Annotated in this window: 21 protein-coding genes; 11 read left to right on the plus strand and 10 right to left on the minus strand. The window is 62.3% G+C overall.

Going from position 1 to position 18196, the window contains the following annotated elements; all coding sequences use genetic code 11:
- Positions 1 to 94: 94 nt before the first annotated feature.
- The 3 genes from NKH59_RS32000 to NKH59_RS32010 form a co-directional block, all read right to left on the minus strand.
- A complete protein-coding gene (locus tag NKH59_RS32000; RefSeq protein ID WP_352501682.1) occupies positions 95 to 463 on the minus strand; it encodes a hypothetical protein in 369 nt (122 codons plus the stop codon).
- A gap of 88 nt (positions 464 to 551) precedes the next feature.
- Complete coding sequence (locus NKH59_RS32005; protein ID WP_023674819.1) at positions 552 to 1034, minus strand: DUF2155 domain-containing protein; 483 nt, start codon at positions 1032 to 1034, stop codon at positions 552 to 554.
- 155 nt (positions 1035 to 1189) lie between these two features.
- Positions 1190 to 1588 (minus strand): NADH:ubiquinone oxidoreductase subunit NDUFA12, encoded by a 399-nt coding sequence (locus NKH59_RS32010; protein ID WP_023674818.1) that lies wholly within the window; start codon positions 1586 to 1588, stop codon positions 1190 to 1192.
- Between the two features lie 255 nt (positions 1589 to 1843).
- Here NKH59_RS32010 and NKH59_RS32015 point away from each other — a divergent pair, with 255 nt between their 5' ends.
- The 5 genes from NKH59_RS32015 to NKH59_RS32035 all read left to right on the plus strand — a co-directional run bounded on the left by NKH59_RS32015 (position 1844) and on the right by NKH59_RS32035 (position 6859).
- Positions 1844 to 3004, plus strand: coding sequence for a helix-turn-helix transcriptional regulator (locus NKH59_RS32015; RefSeq protein ID WP_353024227.1), 1161 nt, complete (start codon positions 1844 to 1846; stop codon positions 3002 to 3004).
- A gap of 208 nt (positions 3005 to 3212) precedes the next feature.
- Positions 3213 to 4613 carry an ArnT family glycosyltransferase gene (locus NKH59_RS32020; RefSeq protein WP_352835973.1) on the plus strand — a complete coding sequence of 467 codons (1401 nt, stop codon included), beginning with the start codon at positions 3213 to 3215 and terminating at the stop codon, positions 4611 to 4613.
- 94 nt (positions 4614 to 4707) lie between these two features.
- Positions 4708 to 5007 carry a hypothetical protein gene (locus tag NKH59_RS32025; protein WP_352472757.1) on the plus strand — a complete coding sequence of 100 codons (300 nt, stop codon included), beginning with the start codon at positions 4708 to 4710 and terminating at the stop codon, positions 5005 to 5007.
- A gap of 147 nt (positions 5008 to 5154) precedes the next feature.
- Positions 5155 to 6366: a hypothetical protein gene (locus NKH59_RS32030; RefSeq protein WP_353024231.1), complete on the plus strand. Its 1212-nt coding sequence runs from the start codon at positions 5155 to 5157 to the stop codon at positions 6364 to 6366.
- 151 nt (positions 6367 to 6517) lie between these two features.
- The gene (locus NKH59_RS32035) at positions 6518 to 6859 is read left to right on the plus strand and encodes a hypothetical protein (RefSeq protein ID WP_352501642.1); all 342 of its coding nucleotides are present in this window, start codon (positions 6518 to 6520) and stop codon (positions 6857 to 6859) included.
- 16 nt (positions 6860 to 6875) lie between these two features.
- Here the strand turns inward: NKH59_RS32035 and NKH59_RS32040 are convergent, their stop codons facing one another.
- From NKH59_RS32040 to NKH59_RS32055, 4 genes are all read right to left on the minus strand, one after another.
- Positions 6876 to 7364 carry a GNAT family N-acetyltransferase gene (locus NKH59_RS32040; protein ID WP_352472754.1) on the minus strand — a complete coding sequence of 163 codons (489 nt, stop codon included), beginning with the start codon at positions 7362 to 7364 and terminating at the stop codon, positions 6876 to 6878.
- Position 7365: 1 nt separating this feature from the next.
- The gene (gatB, locus tag NKH59_RS32045; protein WP_352614201.1) at positions 7366 to 8865 is read right to left on the minus strand and encodes an Asp-tRNA(Asn)/Glu-tRNA(Gln) amidotransferase subunit GatB; all 1500 of its coding nucleotides are present in this window, start codon (positions 8863 to 8865) and stop codon (positions 7366 to 7368) included.
- A 189-nt stretch (positions 8866 to 9054) separates the two neighbouring features.
- Positions 9055 to 9486 carry a CBS domain-containing protein gene (locus tag NKH59_RS32050; protein WP_023674810.1) on the minus strand — a complete coding sequence of 144 codons (432 nt, stop codon included), beginning with the start codon at positions 9484 to 9486 and terminating at the stop codon, positions 9055 to 9057.
- Positions 9487 to 9586: 100 nt separating this feature from the next.
- Entirely contained in the window at positions 9587 to 10354 is a 768-nt protein-coding gene (locus tag NKH59_RS32055) for a rhomboid family intramembrane serine protease (RefSeq protein ID WP_352614202.1), read from the minus strand.
- Positions 10355 to 10747: 393 nt separating this feature from the next.
- Here NKH59_RS32055 and NKH59_RS32060 point away from each other — a divergent pair, with 393 nt between their 5' ends.
- From NKH59_RS32060 to NKH59_RS32070, 3 genes are all read left to right on the plus strand, one after another.
- A complete protein-coding gene (locus NKH59_RS32060) occupies positions 10748 to 11386 on the plus strand; it encodes a PAS domain-containing protein (RefSeq protein WP_023674809.1) in 639 nt (212 codons plus the stop codon).
- Between the two features lie 117 nt (positions 11387 to 11503).
- Positions 11504 to 12121 carry a PilZ domain-containing protein gene (locus NKH59_RS32065; RefSeq protein ID WP_352458466.1) on the plus strand — a complete coding sequence of 206 codons (618 nt, stop codon included), beginning with the start codon at positions 11504 to 11506 and terminating at the stop codon, positions 12119 to 12121.
- A 263-nt stretch (positions 12122 to 12384) separates the two neighbouring features.
- Positions 12385 to 12984: a transglutaminase-like cysteine peptidase gene (locus NKH59_RS32070; RefSeq protein ID WP_198023528.1), complete on the plus strand. Its 600-nt coding sequence runs from the start codon at positions 12385 to 12387 to the stop codon at positions 12982 to 12984.
- A 300-nt stretch (positions 12985 to 13284) separates the two neighbouring features.
- Here NKH59_RS32070 and NKH59_RS32075 read toward each other — a convergent pair whose 3' ends face one another.
- Positions 13285 to 14181: a LysR family transcriptional regulator gene (locus tag NKH59_RS32075; RefSeq protein ID WP_352541384.1), complete on the minus strand. Its 897-nt coding sequence runs from the start codon at positions 14179 to 14181 to the stop codon at positions 13285 to 13287.
- A gap of 96 nt (positions 14182 to 14277) precedes the next feature.
- On the opposite strand from NKH59_RS32075, the gene NKH59_RS32080 reads away from it, so the two are divergent.
- Both NKH59_RS32080 and NKH59_RS32085 read left to right on the plus strand, forming a co-directional pair.
- Positions 14278 to 15465 carry an MFS transporter gene (locus NKH59_RS32080; protein ID WP_353024233.1) on the plus strand — a complete coding sequence of 396 codons (1188 nt, stop codon included), beginning with the start codon at positions 14278 to 14280 and terminating at the stop codon, positions 15463 to 15465.
- Positions 15466 to 15495: 30 nt separating this feature from the next.
- Complete coding sequence (locus NKH59_RS32085) at positions 15496 to 16242, plus strand: SDR family oxidoreductase (protein ID WP_352541386.1); 747 nt, start codon at positions 15496 to 15498, stop codon at positions 16240 to 16242.
- 57 nt (positions 16243 to 16299) lie between these two features.
- Here NKH59_RS32085 and NKH59_RS32090 read toward each other — a convergent pair whose 3' ends face one another.
- A complete protein-coding gene (locus tag NKH59_RS32090) occupies positions 16300 to 16827 on the minus strand; it encodes a gamma carbonic anhydrase family protein (protein ID WP_352472744.1) in 528 nt (175 codons plus the stop codon).
- 18 nt (positions 16828 to 16845) lie between these two features.
- A complete protein-coding gene (locus NKH59_RS32095; protein ID WP_353024235.1) occupies positions 16846 to 17190 on the minus strand; it encodes a DUF6949 family protein in 345 nt (114 codons plus the stop codon).
- 119 nt (positions 17191 to 17309) lie between these two features.
- Here NKH59_RS32095 and NKH59_RS32100 point away from each other — a divergent pair, with 119 nt between their 5' ends.
- On the plus strand, positions 17310 to 18041 hold the full coding sequence (locus NKH59_RS32100) for a hypothetical protein (protein ID WP_353024237.1): 732 nt from the start codon (positions 17310 to 17312) through the stop codon (positions 18039 to 18041).
- The last annotated feature ends 155 nt before the right edge of the window (positions 18042 to 18196 follow it).

Genomic DNA, 18196 nt, shown 5'->3' on the forward strand with positions numbered 1-18196 from the left:
CGAAAGCTCATCATCCTCGCAAACGCACTACTCAGGGACAATCGGACCTGGACACCATCTCTCCCTTGACCAACACGGATACTCTTGCGGCCGGTCAGCCTTTTGCTGCCGTCACCAGCGGCGTCTGTGCGTGGAACATCATCTTCCAGCCATTGACGCGGTGGACATAGCCGGTGCTGACCAGCGCCGCATAGGCTTCGCCATCTTGCCGCGTCGCACGCGCCTCGTAGGTCAGCATGACGATGTCGCTGCCCGGCTCGATGATGCCCTTGAGGTCGATGTCGAGATCGCGCCAGCGGTTCGGGTCCGTGGCAGTTGCGGCCAGATCGGTATTGCTCATCACCCGCGCCATCTGCGGGAAAGCCACCAGGCAGTCGGTATCGGCATTGGCCTTGAAATAGTCGGTACCGCCGCTCCAGAATCCCCTTTCGATGTCGAGAAGTTCGTTCTTGTTGGCCATCATCATGGCAACCTCCTCCGTAGAGAGGCACCAACGCTCGGGCAACGCGGCGGTTCCGCAGGGCGCGGTATGCGCCGCGCACTGACAGATTCTAGTTGGTTTTGGGGGCGGCGGGTGCCGGCACGTCGGACTTCTGCTTGCAGCCCTTCAGCCAGATATCATAGACGGCATGCTCGACGGCGTTGATCCCGGGGCTTTCGGCAAACATCCAGCCGGTGAAGATACGGCGTATTTTCCGATCGAGCGTGATCTCGTCGACCTCGACGAACGAATCCGTCTTCGGCTCTTCGTTTTCGGGCCGCGAATAGCAGATGCGCGGCGTCACCTGCAAAGCGCCGAACTGAACCGTCTCGTCGATATAAACATCGAAGGTGATGATACGGCCGGTGATCTTGTCGATGCCGGCGAATTCAGCGACTGGATTGGTGATGCGCTCGGATACTGCCGGTGCTGCAGGCGCCACCGACGCGTCCGGCGCAGGCGGCGCCAATTCCTGCGCAGTAGCGAGCGCCACCATAGAAGCGAGAACGACCGCGGTTAATCCGCCCGTCAAAATTCGGCTGAACATGCTCATGCAAGGTCCGGTGGTTTGCGCCCGGGTGATTCTCTTAACGCCAAGGCTAGTTGCTGCTGTCGGATCAGCAAACAGCTAAACAGCAATTGTGGCGACAAAGGACCGCCCTCGTGGGACCGCCCCCGTGGGGACCGCGCGCGTGTCGCGGCGATCGATCACGAACCAGGCGTCCAGGCGTCGTAGTCGCCCGTCACCTGCGGACGATGCTGGTTGGTCAGCACCGAGCCTTTCGGGCGATAGGCCGCGGGGCTGCCGGTGAGGTTCGGCACATGCGGCTTTTGCCAGTCGCGTGGCTTGTAGTCTTCGCTTGGCGGCGCAACGTCGACACGATGATGGATCCAGCCATGCCAGCCGGGCGGAATCGCCGAGGCTTCCGAATAGTCGCGGTAGATGACCCAGCGACGGGTGCGGCCTTCCGAATCGACGCCGCCCTCATAGTAGACGTTGCCGACCTCGTCCTGCCCGACCTTCTTGCCGTGCCGCCAGGTGTGGAAGCGCGTTCCCAATGTCTGGCTGTTCCACCAGGTGAAAAACTGCAGAAGGAAAGTCTTCATCCAAATCCTCGTGGCAAGTCCTTGAAGCAAGTCCTCGCGGCGGCTGCGGCGCCTGTTCCTGCTTATGGCGTCACGGCATTGCGAAGGCAAGGGTCTTGCCGCAACAGGCGAGCAAATGGCTGACGGGAAAGCGATACGTTCATGCTATTTTCGCGGCCGTCCGAAGCAGATGAAATAGGTTGTTGGCAACCTTACGCAGCGTTATTCTAGCAGTTGAAGCTTCGTTGCCTCAAGGACGGCAAATGAGAGGGGCTCATGTCATCGCTGGCGGGCACGGCCGGTCGCGCATTGCCGCAGGTCGTTGAGGCGATCTACGATTCGATTGCCGACGTCGGCCGCTGGCAGGCGACACTCGAGGCCATCTGCAATCTGGCGGAAGGCCAGCTTGCCATGCTCGCCGTCATCGACACGATCAGCAGCTCCGCGCGGTTTTCGGTGTCCTGCGGCGATCCCGCAGTTCTTGAGCCGTTGAAGCATGACTACGGCTCGCAAGTGCCGTTCTATGCGGCGGTTCCCAAGATGGAGATCGACGTGCCGTTCACCGTCGATTCGATCTACGCCCTGCAAGGCCCGGATACGCGACAGAGATGGCTCGAAAGCCGCATCGTGCGCGAATGGGTGCAACCCAACCGCCTGGACGATTTCTTCTGGGTGGCGTTGATGAAGCGGCCGACCCGGATCGGCACGTTGATGGTGGTGACCGACAGGGACAGGCGCCAGATTTCCCGCGAGGATCTCGAGCTTGTCAGCCTGCTGGCACCGCACGTGCGGCGCGCGGTGACCATCGGCGACCTGTTCGAAGCCGAGCGGCGCAAGGCCGAAATCTTCCGTTCCATCATCGAAAGCCTCGACCATCCGGTGCTGATCGTGGCCGAAGACATGACCATCATCTTCGCCAACCCGTCAGCCGAAACGCTGCTCGCCGAAAACATCTCGGTCGCTTGCGTACGCGGACAGCTTTCCTTCACCTATGCCAACGCCAACGCCGCGATCGGCCGTGCCGTCCAGCTCGGCACGCGCGACGAATTCGCGCTCGGACCTTGCGGCATCAACATTCCCCTGGCCAGGACGGTGGTTCCGGCGGTGGCCCATGTCATGCCGCTGGCGCGGCGTGAAATCTCGGCGCGCATCTCGCAACGCGCCGCCGCAGCGATCTTCATCGCCGCGGCGGGTTCGACACCGACCCCGGCGCTGGACGCCATTGCGGCGCTGTTCGGACTGACCGCGGCAGAAAGGCGAGTCGCCGGTCACGTTGCCGCCGGCCTGACGCGAAAGGAAATCGCCGCGGCCGGCGGCGTCTCGGACGGCACCGTCAAGTCGCAGCTGGCGACGATCTTCGACAAGACCGGTACCGGCGATCAGCGCGAGCTCGAACTGTTGATGCGCGAATTGTCACCGCCGTTGCGCTCCAGTTGATTTTGCTCAGGTTCCCCGGACCGGCAGCGGTCCAAAAGACTCGGCCGGTAAGTTTTTCAAACCTTTGACACCATCGTCCGCAAAATCTGGGAAACGAAACCGGCATCGTTGCAATTCGGCCAAAATCATGGTGCGGTCGTTCGCGGTCCAGAAACGCGGCACTATGCTCGGCTGGAATGAAAATGGTTTCTGGCGCGGATCTCGATCTTTGACACCGACATCTACCGAGCGGCTGCTCCCCTACCTCTTTCTGCTTGGGCTGATCGTAATCGCGGTCGCTTTCCGGCCACTGCTGCCCGTCGACGAAACGCGATATCTCAGCGTCACCTGGGAAATGTATCTGAGCGGACAGATCTTCGTCCCGACGATGAATTTCGCGCCCTATCTGCAGAAGCCGCCACTGCTGTTTTGGCTTATCGACCTTGTCTGGAACATTTTCGGCGCCAGCCGGCCGGCGGCGATGCTGGTCATCTTCGCCGCCTCCTCGCTCGTCATCTGGCTGACGACGGCGTTGGCAAAGACCCTGTTTCCGGGCCGCGACGACATCGCGCGGCGCATCCCCTGGCTGGTTGCCGGAAGCAGCGTGTTCGTCATCTATTCGACGCTGATCCTGTTCGACCTGTTGCTGACGGTCTTTGTGCTCGCCGCGCTGTTGTCGTTGATTGCCTTTGCCCGCAGCGGCAACCGCTGGCAGGCCGTTCTGGCCGGGCTGTTCATCGGCATGGGCGTGCTGACGAAAGGCCCAGTGGTGCTGATCCATATCGGCGCGCCCATCCTGTTCTACCCGTTCTGGCGCGACCGGCGGGCGGGACTGACGACACCGAACTTCCTCGCTGGAGTGGGCCTGGCCCTGCTCGCCGCACTAATTCCGGTGGCGATCTGGCTGGTGCCGGCGACCATCCTGACAAAAGGCAATTTCGTTTATGATCTCGTCTGGAACCAGTCGGCGGGGCGCGTCACCGGCAATTTGCGCAATTCGCATGGCCGGCCGTTCTATTTCTATCTGCTGCTGCTGCCCGTCATGTTCATACCGTGGATCTTCATACCCGAGGTGTGGCGGTTGAAGCTGCGCACGCGGATACGCAACCTGATCGACGCGAAGTCGCCGGATCTGCGCGCCTTGCGCCTGCTGTCATTCTCGTTCGTTGCCGTGTTTCTGGTGTTCAGCGCGATATCCGGCAAGCAGCCTCATTATGTCGTGCCGATGTTGCCGTTCGTGGTCATCCTGTTCGGCTATTTCATGGCGGAGATCCCGCTCGCCAGGCTGAAGAGCTCGGCCATCGTCATGCTTGTCATTTTCGGCATTGGCCACGCGGTGGCATCGGCAACCGCGTTCAAACGCTATGATCTGACGCCGCTCGCCAACTTCATCTACGAGCGAAAGGATGCGGACTGGGCCGTGGCTTTCGACTATCAGGGCGAAGTCGGCTTCCTGGCCCGGTTGCAAAAGCCGTTCGAAAGCACCGACAAACCGGAAGAATGGCTTGGCTCGCATCCCAGCGGCTATGTCATCGACAAGGTTTCCAAGGATCCCGGCACTGCAGGGCAAATCGCGTTCCGGCTTCGCGTCGAACGCGGCTATCTCGTCGTGCTGAAGGGACAGCATTGACGATCGTCACCGGTATGCGAGTTCGTCCCCCGCGCGGGAGATGAAGGCGTTGCTGCTTCGTGGTTCCATCGCTCGATAGAACCGGGAGGTATTCATGCGCAAGCTCATCTCGACGACGCTTTTTGCCGTATCGCTCGCTGTGGCCGGCCTTGCCGCCGATCCGGCATGGAGCTTCAAATGTCAGTCCGGAACGATTGGGCAAGGCAGTTGCTCCTGCTCCGGGACCGCCGACTGCACCGATATGCGGCATTCCAAAATGTGCAAGGGCGACCTGAACTGCGGTTCGGGCAAATGCTCCTGCACGGCCGCATTGGTAGTCGACCCCGGCCCGAAAACCCCCAAGCCCAAGGTCGTCGCGCCGATGGCGACAACCAAAGGCGTCGTGAAGCAGTAGATATCCAATCCGAAAGGACGGCGGCTCGACGTCGCTGGGCCGGCCCGATGTTTCGCGGTTCGTCCCCCATGCGGGCGATGAACCGCTGTCGAAGAAATGGTGTTGTCTAGCCGGAGGGTGGTTTCCAACCGAAAGAGCGAGGATACCATGTTGAAAACCTGCACGATGCTGTTCTTCTGCCTGATGGCGGCCGCCGCGGCCGCCCAGCCGCCGCCGTCGGGGCCGCCGGTTCCCAGTGCGGCACTTGCCCCATGCAACGCCACACAATCGAACAGGCCCTGCAAAGCCGAACTCGGCGTGTTCCTGATCACCAACACCGTCCGCAACTTGGCGCAAGCCAAGGTCGACGCCACCAACGCACAGCTGGCCGCCCAGGGACGATCATCACGCGCATCGATCGAATCGCTGAAGCAATGGCGGCCGTCGCGCTTTGCGACGCAGATGCTGAACCAGCCGAACAGCTGGTTTGTCAAAGTTCCTTACATCCTGACCATCAAAGTCTCGATCCCGGTGACCTCCGACCGCCACATCGGCATTCCCATAGACGTCAACGTCTTCTGCAGCGGCTGGCAGACCGATTCCAGCCAGGTCATCATTCGCTCGCAACCCGGCCCGGCGAGCTTCGAGGGCGGCAACATCCTCGAAGACGTTTTCAACGTCGGCAACTACATCGACGCTCAGGTTCGCAGCTCGTTTTCGGCACCTCTGCCGGTGACGACGCCGGTTCCAAATTCGAAATGCTCGGCAATAGACGGCTCCGACGCCGGCACGCAGGCCACCGGCGATGATCTCATCTTCTGGACGGTGCCGCGGCGCAACCTGGTGGTGACGGACGCCATAGCCAAGCCGACGGTTGAAGTGACCTTCGACAGCCTCACACGCCTGCCAGCCCGCGACTTCCACAACAATGTCGTCTATGCGGAATCCGAGGCCATAAACCTCAACGTCTATGCCAATGAGGATGGCCGTCAGAAGGCGCTGACGATGCGCGAAGGCGACGTGGCTGCGCTGAACGTTCCCGCAGTACGGCTGGACGCGCGAAAATACGATTCGCTGGTCGTCATCGGCAATGTCGACCAGCCGCCGAACGACCCCAGAGACAGCGCCTTCGCAGTAGCGGCCAAGACTGCGGGATTCGGTGCCGGTTCCAAGATCATGCAGATCCCGAAGTGGTATTCGAGGCCGCCGGACCAGTTCAATCCCAAGCCTACATGGATCAGAGTTCCCGGCTATGAGCTGCACTATACGGTACGCTATCCCAACAGCGGCGGGCTGGCCGTCGATGGTGGAACCAGTACGGTCCGGCCTCCAAAAGTCGCCGTTCCGATAAAGACGCTCATCAAGCCGAAAACGCCCTGACGCGGCCGCTCGCGGATGACGGCGGCGGTTCAGACCGCTACCGCCTTCCCCCGCGCGGCAGATGCGCCAGCACCGGCATCATGGCCTGATCTTGCCGGAACAAACGCGCCGCTGCGCCACGAGCGAGCGGCGCCATCGATGGAGACAAACGATGCAGCACCTTCCCCTCACCATGCCCGCCGTCCGGATCATTGCGGCAATCTCGCTGCTTGCCTTCCCGAACTTCCTGCCGCCGGTCACGAGCCCGGCGAACGCGCTGCCGGTCAGCCAATCCTGCCGGATCACCACCTACTACAAGACTGCGGCAAAGGCGACGGAGGTTGGCGTGCGCTCGACGTGCCAGGGCGTCAAAAAATGGGGCGTCACCTCGAAATATTACGAGGTGGAAAAAATCGAAGCCGCCACGCCCCCGCACACGTCGGGCGGCGGCGGCAGCCTGCCGTGCGAGTTTCTCGCTGCCGGCTGCTCCAACCTGCCTGAGAAACGCAACTGAGCGCCAGGCAAACGAGCTAGCCGATCGCCTTCTCCAAAACCAGCGCCGGCAATCCCGAGGCGCCGCCGCAATCGGCCGTGTTGCCGGCGGGCAAGAACCCCCTCGAGCGGTAGAAGGCGACAGCCGGAGCATTTGCTTCCTCGACCTCGACACGCAGCGTCCGGGCCTCCGGAAAGCTGGCCTCGATCTCGTCCAGCAGCGCCTGGCCGATGCCTTGCCTCTGCCAGGCCGGATGCACGTAAAGCTGGTTCAGCATGACGATCCTGGCATCCGTGGTAGCGGCGGCGAAAGCCATGCCGCCGATGTTTTTGCCGTCGTCGGCGACCAGGAACTCCGAGTTGGGCCGCATCAGCCGTGCTTTGAGCGCGGCGACAGAATGCCATTCATCGGTGATTTCGGTGACCCGCGGCCCGCCGTAGATGGCATCATAGGTGGCATGCCATGTCTCGACCAGCAATGCGCGCACCGCCGCAAGATCGCGCTCGCCGGCGGTGCGGACGAACATCCTACTCGATCCCGAGCCTGGCCTTGACCAGCTCGTTGACCGCCTGCGGGTTGGCCTTGCCGCCGGTCGCCTTCATCACCTGGCCGACGAACCAGCCGGCCATGGTCGGCTTGGCGCGCGCCTGTTCGACCTTGTCCGGGTTGGCCGCGATCACCTCGTCGACCGCCTTTTCGATGGCGCCGGTATCGGTGACCTGCTTCATGCCGCGGCTTTCGACCAGCTGACGCGGATCGCCGCCCTCGTTCCAGACGATCTCGAACAGATCCTTGGCGATCTTGCCGGAGATGGTGCCTTCCTTGATCAGATCGATGACCGCGCCGAGCTGATCGGGCGAAACCGGAGCATTTTCAATACTCTTGCCGGCTCTGTTCAACGCACCCAGCAAATCGTTGATGACCCAGTTGGCGGCAAGCTTGCCATCGCGACCAGCGGCCACCTTCTCGAAATAGTCGGCGACCGCCTTTTCCGATACCAGGATCGAGGCGTCGTAGGTCGACAGGCCGAGCGAGGTGATCAGCCGCGCCTTTTTCGCGTCGGGAAGTTCCGGCAGGTCCTTTGCCAACTCGTCGATATAGGCCTGGTCGAATTCCAGCGGCAGAAGGTCGGGATCGGGGAAATAGCGGTAGTCGTGCGCTTCTTCCTTGGAACGCATCGAGCGCGTTTCGCCCTTGTTGGGGTCGAACAGCCGCGTTTCCTGGTCGATCTTGCCGCCGTCCTCCAGGATGGCGATCTGGCGGCGCGCCTCGTAGTCGATGGCCTGGCCGATGAAACGGATGGAGTTGACGTTCTTGATCTCGCAGCGCGTGCCGAATTCGCCGCCGGGCCGGCGCACCGAGACGTTGACGTCGGCGCGCAGCGAGCCTTCGTCCATATTGCCGTCGCACGTGCCGAGATAGCGCACGATGGTGCGCAGCTTGGTGACATAGGCCTTGGCTTCATCGGCGGAGCGCATATCCGGCTTGGAGACGATTTCCATCAGCGCCACGCCGGAGCGGTTGAGATCGACATAGGACATCGTCGCATGCTGGTCGTGCATCGACTTGCCGGCGTCCTGCTCCAGATGCAGGCGCTCGATGCCGACCTCGATGTCCTCGAATTCGCCCTGCCGGTCCGGGCCGACCGAGACGATCACCTTCCCCTCGCCGACGATCGGCTGCTTGAACTGCGAGATCTGGTAGCCCTGCGGCAGGTCGGGATAGAAATAGTTTTTCCTGTCGAAGACCGATTTGTGGTTGATCTCGGCCTTCAGGCCCAGCCCGGTGCGGATCGCCTGCTTGACGCATTCCTCGTTGATGACCGGCAGCATGCCGGGCATCGCCGCGTCGACCAGGCTGACATTGGCGTTGGGCGCGGCGCCGAAAATGGTCGAGGCGCCGGAAAACAGCTTTGCCTGCGAGGTCACCTGCGCGTGGACCTCGAGGCCGATGATGATCTCCCAGTCGCCGGTGGCGCCGGGAACCAGGCGCTTGGCGTCGGGCGTGCGGGTGTCGATAATGCTCATAAGGGCCTGCACACTGAAATTGCGGATATGCGAGAACGCATATTTTGCTGTGCAACTTCGCTAGTGCAAACCGCCAAAAGAGACAAGCGCAAAGCCGCAGGCACCGACGCGGCACAGGCCCGCACCTGCCGCGACGAACTGCGATAGCAGCTTGAAAAATCGACCTGCCGGCAACCCGGCCGCCGTCACCTATGCCGTGGCGATATAGGCCCTGATCTCCTCGGCCTCGCGCTCGACATCCTCGATGCGCCGCTTGACCACGTCGCCGATCGACACGATGCCGTCGAGCAGCCCGTTCTTTTCCACCGGCAGATGGCGGAAGCGGCCCTTGGTCATGATCTCCATAACCTCGTTGACGGTGTGGTTCTCATTGCAGATCTTCACCTTGGGCGTCATCGCCGAGCGGACGGCAAGGTCGAGCGCCGCCGCCCCCTCCTTGGCGAGAACCCGCACCACATCGCGCTCGGAAAGAATGCCGACGATCTTGTGATCGCCGTTGGTGATGACCAGCGCGCCGATCCTGTGTTCGGAAAGCATGCGGATGGCTTCGCTGAGCTTTTCGTTCGGCCCGAGCGTCACCACGTCGTGGCCTTTTGCCTCGAGAATTGCCTTAACAGTCATGGCGTCCTCCTCTGCATTTCCTGCCGGCTCCTGCCCTGGCCGGCTTGCCCTGGGATGAACATGGTGCGCCGCGAACGGTTGCATTTCAAGTGCGGCCGTCTCAGGTCTCCGGCTCGTCCGCCTGCCGGGGCACCTGCTCTCGCCGATCAAAAAACCGCAGGCCGAAAAAGCCGGCAAGAAAGCCGCCAATATGGGCTTCCCAGGCGATCTGGCCGTCAATGCCAGGCGCCAGGCCGAAGAGGCCGGTCGCGAGGTTGATCACCATCCACATGGCGAGAAAGGTGACGACGCCGCGCGAGCGCAGCACCGCCGCCATCGGCAAAGGCTGGCCGGCGAAGGCGGCCTTGCCCGACGATCGGTCGATGCGGAAGCCGTAGCGTGCCGCCGCGCCCATCATGCCGGAAATCGCGCCGGAGGCGCCGACCAGCGGCGCCTCGCCAAGCGGGTGCATGGCCCAGAACAGCGCCACCGCCGCCAGTCCAGTCGCGGCGAAGAACAGGCTGAAGCGCAGCGCGCCGAAGCGGTTGGCCAACGGTGAGCCGAAGGCCGCGAGCCACACCATGTTGATGGCAAGATGGGCAAAGCCGCCATGCAGGAAGGCATAGGTAAAGGGGCTCGAAAACGCGAAGAAATCCAGATCGAAGCGGCCCGAATAGCGGATGGGGACAAAGGCAGCCCGGACAAGCAGTTCGAAATCCTGGTCGTCGGTCAGCCAATAGACCCGGATCAGATGGACCGCGACGCAGATGCCGATCACCGCCAGCACCACGGGCGGCAGGTTGAACACCGGTTCGCGGCGCTCCGGTTCGCGGGCGACAGGCCCGCTCTCGCCCTGCTCGATCTCCGGTGGGCTTTCTGGGTCGCTCATATGGCTTGCACTCAGTCGCTGGATTGGACTTGGCGAGCATGTAGATCACGGCCAACCGAATCACAAACGGCGAATCAGCAGCCCCGAATCAAAAAAAGAAGCCGTCCAAGGTTTCCCTTGAACGGCTGGCCGAGCCCCCTTGCTCCCCCTGAACTCTTGACTGAAGTGCTGCCGATCGTCGCAAAACGACCGCTTCTGGAGTGGTTTTGGTGTGCCACAGGCCTGGCCGGCGCGCAACGTAAACCAGTTGTTAACCTTAACCGCCCCGACCCGTGAACAAGTATTAACGATGCTGGCACGCATCCTGCTCCGCAACGCATGTAGGTCTTCGGAGGGCGCCCTTCTGTTCACCGATGGGACATCAGAAGACAGAATGCGCGGAGCAGCATTAGCATGAACCAGACCGGATCGATCACGCTGTTCCATTATTGGAACCGGTTGCGTGACGGACGCCCTGCCCCGAAGCGCTCGGAAGTCGAACCCGCCGACATCAAGTCGCTGCTGGCCGACACGTTCATCCTGGAAAAGGACACGCGCGGCGAAGCGGTGTTCCGGCTCGCCGGCACCAGGCTCTGCGCGGTCTATGGCCGCGAACTCAAGGGGTTTTCATTCCCTTCGCTGTGGCGCGAGAAGGACCAGCGGCTGATCTCGAAGCTGACCGATGGCGTCTTCGACCTGAAATCGGTGGTGCTCATCACCTATGAAGGTTTCAGCCGCAGCGGCCGTTCCAACAGGTTCGAGCTGCTCGCGCTGCCGCTCGACGGCGGTGTCGAGAGCCCGCGCTGCCTCGGTGTTATAAGCGCCGTCGAAAAGCCCTTCTGGCTGGGCGCCGACCCGGTTCTCGACGCGTTGATCGATTCGATCCGCGTCGTCGATCCCGACAAGGAGCCGATGTTCCCGGGGAACCGTCCGGCGATCGAGGTTCCCTCGCTCGCCCCATCGGAATTCGACCCGCCCGAGACGATTTCGGCGCTCGGCCAGGCCCGCCGCATCCGTCACCTGGTCGTCTTCGACGGCGGACGCGAGGAATGATGCCCAAAGCTTAAAGCAACAGCGCCGGGCTTTCCCCTTTGTTAACCTGCTTTGTTGTAGTTTTCCGCTGAAATTCCCCGCATCCATGCGCGGAATGCCGAACGGGGTATGGCAGTGATGAGGTCAGCGGCGGTCGACCATGCGCCGTCCCAAGCTGAAAGGCGTAACTTTCAGCGCGTCCGCGTGAAAATTTACGGACGTTTCATGCTGGAAGACCGCACCGAACATCCCTGCCAGGTGGTCGACATGTCGCCCGGCAACGTCGCGCTGCGCACCGAGCGCGCCGGCCTGGCTGGCGAAAAGGTCATTGCCTATATCGATCACATCGGCCGCATCGAAGGCGTCATCACCCGCACGCTGCAGGATGGCTTTGCGATGACCGTCATCGCGTCGGAGCGCAAGAGGGACAAGCTTGCCGCGCAACTGACCTGGCTTGCCAACAAGCACGAGCTCGACCTGCCGGAAGACCGCCGCCATGAACGCGTCGCACCGCGCAACCCGACGAGCGTGCTGCAGCTTGCCGACGGACGCCAGTACCAGTGCCGCATCATCGACCTGTCGCTGTCGGGCGCGGCGATCGAGATCGACGTCAAGCCGGCCATCGGCGTCCAGGTGACGCTGGGCACCATGCGCGGCCAGATAGTGCGGCATTTCGAAGATGGCGTCGCCATCGAGTTCGCCGTCATCCAGCGGCCGGAAACGCTCGATACCGAATTCAGCTCATCGCGCGGCTGACGCGGAAGCGTTAGCATTATCGGGAAGAAAGAGGCTGGCGATCCTTCGCGCCTCCTCTGTCCCGCCATCCTGGCTGTTCGAACGGTGCGACGAAGCATGGGAACATGCGTGGCTGGAATCCTTAAACAATTCTATATTCAATTGCGTCAAATTTTACGTTTATTCTATTGGCGTTTTACTTAATGTCTACTTCGCGCTTTTGCGTCAAATAAATCCAGCCGTGTCATTGTCTCCTCAAACGGGGAGACTGAATAATGAACAGGATGAGGGGCAAGCTGTTGCTGGCGGCAATAGCGATGCAGCTTTTCGGTTGGGGGACTGTAAACGCGGCGGAGCCGGCCTTCATGCACACCGGCGGCCGCACCACGCAGCCGGTCGGACACTACGAATTGTGCCAGCAGCTTCCGCAGGAATGCAATCAGAGGACGCCTGGCCGGGCACCCGTCGAGCTGACCCGCAAGCTGTGGGCAACGATCGTCAAGGTCAACAATTCGGTCAACAGCAGGGTCGCGCCGCGCACCGACATGGAAATGTGGGGCAAGGAGGAAGTCTGGTCCTTTCCCAATAGCGGCTTCGGCGACTGCGAGGACTATGCGCTGGAAAAGCGCCGCGAACTGATGAGCATCGGCGTGCCGGCCGGCGATCTGCTGATGACGGTGGTGCGCCAGCGCAATGGCGACGGCCATGCGGTGCTGACCGTGCGCACCAGCCTTGGCGAGTTCATCCTCGACAATCTCCAGCCCAAGGTGCTGTCCTGGACCAATACCGGCTACACCTACCTGAAGCGCCAGTCCGAGCGGAATTCCGGCGCCTGGGTGACGATCAACGACGGCCGCTCCGACGCGGTCGCCAGCGTCCGCTGAGGACGCCAAGGCATGTCGCCCAAAAGTGCGTAGCGGTTTTGGGATAACGACATGCATAGAGCAGAGGTTAAGTGCGTCGCATGACTTCGCGCTTTAGGAGAAACCCGGTCGAGTCCCCACCCTCCCCGTCCCCAACGACCGGGTTTAAGGAGCCGGCCCCGTCCCCGGGCCGGCTCCACCATTTCTGGCGGAACACATCTCGATACAGTTATCTCGGCTTTGCCTCCAACTGCGCTTGTCATCCAAGCTGTCTCACGATCGTTTGTGGGATACGAGCTGCCGTTTGCCGTCGAAACGCTGTTACTTGCCCCTGATACGGAACGCGTCGACAAAGGCGGAAAACGCCGGAGAGGGATGGCGCCGGCTTGGATAGTACAGGTGGTAACCCTGGAACGTTGGGCACCATTTGGTCAGGACTTCCTGGAGAAGGCCACTCTCAATGTGTGGAAGGACGAGTTCGCGCGGCAGATAGGCCAAGCCCACTCCGTCGAGCGCGGCCTGGATCGCCGGCCCCATGTTGTTAAGCGTCAGTTGTCCCTCGACCCGAGCATTGAACTCGCGCGCTCCTTCCCGCAATTCCCAGGCATAGACCGATCCTGACGTCGGCAGCCGGTAGTTGATGCAGTTATGGTCGGTCAGTTCCTGCGGCGTCTCCGGCGGTGTCCGGTGGGCGAAGTAATGGGGTGAGCCGACCACAGTGTAGGTCACGTCGGCTCCGATGCGCACGGCTACCATATCCCGGGCAATGGACTCGCCCAGACGCACGCCGGCATCGAACTGGCGCTCGACGATGTTGGTGAAGGCGTTGTCGACCACCAACTCGACATTGATATCGGGGAAGTCGCTCAGGAACTTTGGCAGCCGGGCGCGGAAGACAATGTCGACCGAATCGTCGGTGCACACCAGGCGAATGTTGCCGGACGGCCTGTCGCGAAGGACGCCGAGAGCGCTGACCTCAGCCGCGATGCCTTCGAAATGCGGTTCGATGCCTTCCTTGAGGCGTTGACCGGCCGCCGTCGGGGCCACGTCGCGCGTGGTGCGAGACAGAAGACGGACGCCAAGCCGCGACTCCAGCGACTTGATGGTGTGGCTAAGGGCCGAAGGAGTGACCCCGAGCTTGGCGGCTGCTCGGGTGAAGCTCCGCGTCCGGGTGATCTCAAGGAACGCGCGCATTTCGGCGAACTCGTCGCGTGGCATTGATGAGCCTCATTCACAACCACATCAAAATTATACCCGCTAGTCGCATTTAGCCAGCCCGACTACTTAGTTCGGGAACGGACAGGAGACTGCCTTATGACCATCGATTTCGTGCTGGACGAGGCCACTGCTGCTGACAGCGGGACGACCCCATGGTCTGCGGTGGTCTGCCTGTCGCTGCTGACCTTCCTTCTGGTCGGACTGGAGTTCCTCCCGGTGAGCCTGCTCACCCCGATCGCTCAGGATCTGGCCGTCTCCGAGGGTCAGGCAGGCCAGGCAATCGCGGTATCCGGATTCTTCGCCGTGGTTACCAGCCTCTTCGGCAACTCGCTGTTGCGAAACGTCGATCGACGGACGGTGGTTCTGGTCTATACGGCAGTGCTGGCCGCATCGAGCCTGGCGGTGGCGCTTGCTCTCAACTTCCTGGTCTTCCTGGCCGGGCGGGCGCTGGTCGGCATCGCGATCGGCGGTTTCTGGTCACTGTCGACGGCCATTCTGGCCCGCCTGGCCGCGGGACCCGACCTGCCCAAGGCCATTGCCTTGCTCCAGGGTGGCACTGCCTTCGCATTGGTGATCGCCGCGCCCGTCGGCAGCTTCCTCGGATCGCTGATCGGATGGCGGGGAACCTTTTTCGTCACTGTCCCCATCGGCCTTGCGGCGCTCGTGTGGCAGTTGGCCGTTCTCCCGAAGATCCCGCCGATAGAGATCGCCTCGGTGTCGAGCATGTTCGGCCTGCTGCGGAATCGCAGATTCGCCATCGGCATGGGCGCGACCGGGCTCGCTTTCATCGGGCAGAACGCGCTCTCGATCTATCTGCGGCCGTTTCTGGAAAACGTGACGGGCCTTGAGGTCAACACCCTCTCACTGGCTCTATTGGGCGTCGGCCTCGGTGGCGTGGCGGGACTGTCGATTGTCGGCTTCGTACTCCGGCGGCACCTCACAGCCGTGCTGATCGGGCTGCCGAGTGCACTCGCGGTCTTCGCTCTACTGCTGATTGCCTTTGGACCGTTTGCACGCGCCACGGCCGGCCTGCTGGTTCTTTGGGGACTGTTCGCTACCCCGATCCCGGTGGCGTGGAACACCTGGATGAGCACGCTCATCCCTGAAGACCTGGAGGCCGGGGGCGGACTCCAGGTCGCCCTGATCCAGTTCGCGATCGCAGGCGGCGCTATTGCAGGAGGCCTGCTGTTCGACGTGGCCGGCTGGTGGAGCGCCTTCCTTCTCGCCGCCGTCCTGCTCACGGGATCGGCCTTGCTCGCCGCCTCGGCCGGCCCCCGCACCTGAACTCTTTCAATTCTTGTCAAGGAGAACCTCATGTCCGAAGGAATCGAGAACAAGGTCGTCGTCATCACCGGTGCCAGCAGTGGCCTCGGTGAAGCGACGGCACGCCATCTTGCCGCACGAGGCGCTTCCGTGGTCCTGGGTGCACGGCGGTCACACCGCATCGACGCCCTTGTCCAGGAACTGACCGCCGCTGGGCACAAAGCCAAGGCCGTTACTACGGACGTCACCGACGCCGGCCAGGTCCAGAACCTGGTGAACACGGCGGTCCGGGAATTCGGCCGCATCGACGTGATGCTCAACAATGCGGGCCTCATGCCGTTGGCCCCGCTCGAACGGCTCAAGGTCGACGAATGGGACCGGATGATCGACGTCAACATCAAGGGCGTCCTTTACGGCATCGCGGCCGCGCTTCCGTACATGAAGGAGCAGCGATCGGGGCACATTATCAATGTCTCGTCCGTATACGGCCATGTGGTCGACCCGGGTGCGGCGGTCTATTGCGCCACCAAGTTCGCGGTGCGTGCGCTATCCGAGGGTCTGCGGAAAGAGGTGAAACCCTACAATATCCGTACCACGGTGATCTCGCCGGGCGCTGTCAGCACAGAGTTGCTCGAGCATATCAGCGAGAAGGATATCCAGCAGGGGACCAGGGACTTCGTGAGCAAGATCGCCGTGGGGCCAGATACGTTTGCCCGAACGGTCGCCTTCGCGATCAACGAGCCCGACGACGTCGATATCAACGAGATCTTGTTCCGGCCGACCGCCCAGCCGGTTTGACTTGGAAGGGGTTATGCTTCGATATCTCAAGGCCCGGCTCCGCCATTTCCGGGTCGGCTAGACCTTCCTCAGCCCCGCCCTAAACCGCCTGCCGTTTGCCACATAATGCGCGGCCGAGGCGCGCAGCCTGGCGACTGCGTCCTCGTCGAGCATCCTGACGACGCGCGCGGGCGAGCCGACGATCAGCGAATTGTCGGGAAATTGCTTGCCTTCGGTGACCAGCGCGCCGGCACCGACCAGCGAGTTGTTGCCGATCTTCGCCCCATTCAGCACGATGGCGCCCATGCCGATCAGGCTGTTGTCGCCGATCGTGCATCCGTGCAGCAAGGCACGGTGGCCGATCGTGCAGCCTTGGCCGACGGTCAGCGGAAAGCCGGCGTCGGTGTGCATGATTGTGTGCTCCTGCACGTTTGTGTCGGCGCCGACGACGATCGGCTCGTCGTCGCCGCGGACGACGACGCCGAACCAGAAGCCGGCATTGCGGCCGATCCTGATATTGCCAATCAGCGTGGCGTCGGGCGCGATCCAATTGCTGTCGGCGTCCTCGAAGGCGGGCGCTTTTCCGTCAATCGCGTAGATCGGCATTGCTGTCTCCAGATCGTCTCACACCGCCAAGCTGCCAGACCCTAGAAGCGAAGCCGCCCAGGACGCAACGGCGATCACCACCATGCCCAGTGCCAGCGCCCAGATGGTCGCCGTACAGCCGCAGGAGATCAGCCCCAGCACCGAGATGCGACGCTCGCGCCAGGCGTCCAGCGCCTCGTTGGCAAACATCAGCGGCCCGGCGCAAGCCGTCGCGGCGAGCGAGCGCAGCATGTGCTTCGACGATACATAGGGTTGGACGAAGGCAAGCCTGCGGCCGGCGATCAGCTCCATCGCCGATCCGGCCAGGCCGCAAGCCGTCAGCCCAGCCATAAAACTGAATATGATTTGTTCGACCGGGCCCATCTTTACCCTCCGTTTACCATGAAATCGCACAGTCGCCCGCAAAGCTGCGAAGCAAGAGCCGTGCCGCGCCGAGATGTGCCGTTCAGGTACACCCGATGGGACGGCAAACGAGGGTCGCGATGAAGCAGGCAGCCGCCACTGAGGGCCCGCAACTCAGCGTCGTCGATTCGACGCTGATGAGGCGGGTGTTTTATGCATTCGCGACGCTGGCGCTGCTTTCGGTGGCGATCAGCCTCGGCGGCAAATGGTTCGGCCGCTCGATCGCCATGGCCGGGTACACCGACGACACCACGGTCCACAGGGTCGTCATTGGCAACAACGTCATTGCCGTGCCGGCCAATGTCATCCGCTTTGCCCAAGCCCGGCGCGACGGCATCGCCTCGCGACTCGACCTCTATCTGCGCTATCCCGAGATGGACGGCTACAGCGAGGCTGCCCGCAACGACTTCAACCACACCGGACCCAGCAAGGACATCGTCTTCCTGTCGTTCGAGCCGCAGATGATGTCGCGCGACATGAGCGGCCGCTTCGCGCCGATCTACAGCGCGCTGATCGCCAAGCCGGGTACGCCCGGCCCTGGCGGCACCACGCTTTACGCCTTCAGCGAAAAATCAGGCTATCTCAACGAAGTGCTGGCGGTCGCCGATCGCCCCGGCGAGGATCCGTTCGTCGCACGCTGCCTGAGCGGCCCGAGCGCGGACGAATCGCTGGCGCCCTGCGAACGCGACATCCTGGTCGGCGACAATCTCAGCCTCACCTACCGCTTCCCCCGGGGATTCCTTGGCGACTGGCAGGGGCTCGACGCGGCGATTTCTGCCGAAGCAGCGCGTGTGCAGAAGACCGGGCGATAAGCAACGAAACGAGCCGTTCCGTAGCGATCCTTCGCGCCCCTCTCTGTCCTACCGGACATCTCCCCCACGAGGGCAGGGGAATCGCATATGGCGATTTTGGGGTTGAGTTTAGGCTGAGAAAGGATTCTTTGGAGAGGCAGTTGAGCGAAGGAGCG

This window comes from Mesorhizobium sp. M0998, assembly GCF_040318885.1.
GTDB lineage: Bacteria > Pseudomonadota > Alphaproteobacteria > Rhizobiales > Rhizobiaceae > Mesorhizobium.

Coding starts and splice junctions, on each gene's coding strand:
- NKH59_RS32090 (WP_352472744.1), bottom strand. CDS start 16,827: ATGCCGATCTACGCGATTGACGGAAAAGCGCCCGCCTTCGAGGACGCC.
- NKH59_RS32075 (WP_352541384.1), bottom strand. CDS start 14,181: ATGCCACGCGACGAGTTCGCCGAAATGCGCGCGTTCCTTGAGATCACC.
- NKH59_RS32100 (WP_353024237.1), top strand. CDS start 17,310: ATGAAGCAGGCAGCCGCCACTGAGGGCCCGCAACTCAGCGTCGTCGAT.
- gatB (WP_352614201.1), bottom strand. CDS start 8,865: ATGAGCATTATCGACACCCGCACGCCCGACGCCAAGCGCCTGGTTCCC.
- NKH59_RS32085 (WP_352541386.1), top strand. CDS start 15,496: ATGTCCGAAGGAATCGAGAACAAGGTCGTCGTCATCACCGGTGCCAGC.
- NKH59_RS32025 (WP_352472757.1), top strand. CDS start 4,708: ATGCGCAAGCTCATCTCGACGACGCTTTTTGCCGTATCGCTCGCTGTG.
- NKH59_RS32095 (WP_353024235.1), bottom strand. CDS start 17,190: ATGGGCCCGGTCGAACAAATCATATTCAGTTTTATGGCTGGGCTGACG.
- NKH59_RS32000 (WP_352501682.1), bottom strand. CDS start 463: ATGATGGCCAACAAGAACGAACTTCTCGACATCGAAAGGGGATTCTGG.
- NKH59_RS32010 (WP_023674818.1), bottom strand. CDS start 1,588: ATGAAGACTTTCCTTCTGCAGTTTTTCACCTGGTGGAACAGCCAGACA.
- NKH59_RS32035 (WP_352501642.1), top strand. CDS start 6,518: ATGCAGCACCTTCCCCTCACCATGCCCGCCGTCCGGATCATTGCGGCA.
- NKH59_RS32030 (WP_353024231.1), top strand. CDS start 5,155: ATGTTGAAAACCTGCACGATGCTGTTCTTCTGCCTGATGGCGGCCGCC.
- NKH59_RS32055 (WP_352614202.1), bottom strand. CDS start 10,354: ATGAGCGACCCAGAAAGCCCACCGGAGATCGAGCAGGGCGAGAGCGGG.
- NKH59_RS32015 (WP_353024227.1), top strand. CDS start 1,844: ATGTCATCGCTGGCGGGCACGGCCGGTCGCGCATTGCCGCAGGTCGTT.
- NKH59_RS32050 (WP_023674810.1), bottom strand. CDS start 9,486: ATGACTGTTAAGGCAATTCTCGAGGCAAAAGGCCACGACGTGGTGACG.
- NKH59_RS32005 (WP_023674819.1), bottom strand. CDS start 1,034: ATGAGCATGTTCAGCCGAATTTTGACGGGCGGATTAACCGCGGTCGTT.
- NKH59_RS32040 (WP_352472754.1), bottom strand. CDS start 7,364: ATGTTCGTCCGCACCGCCGGCGAGCGCGATCTTGCGGCGGTGCGCGCA.
- NKH59_RS32065 (WP_352458466.1), top strand. CDS start 11,504: ATGAGGTCAGCGGCGGTCGACCATGCGCCGTCCCAAGCTGAAAGGCGT.
- NKH59_RS32080 (WP_353024233.1), top strand. CDS start 14,278: ATGACCATCGATTTCGTGCTGGACGAGGCCACTGCTGCTGACAGCGGG.
- NKH59_RS32060 (WP_023674809.1), top strand. CDS start 10,748: ATGAACCAGACCGGATCGATCACGCTGTTCCATTATTGGAACCGGTTG.
- NKH59_RS32070 (WP_198023528.1), top strand. CDS start 12,385: ATGAGGGGCAAGCTGTTGCTGGCGGCAATAGCGATGCAGCTTTTCGGT.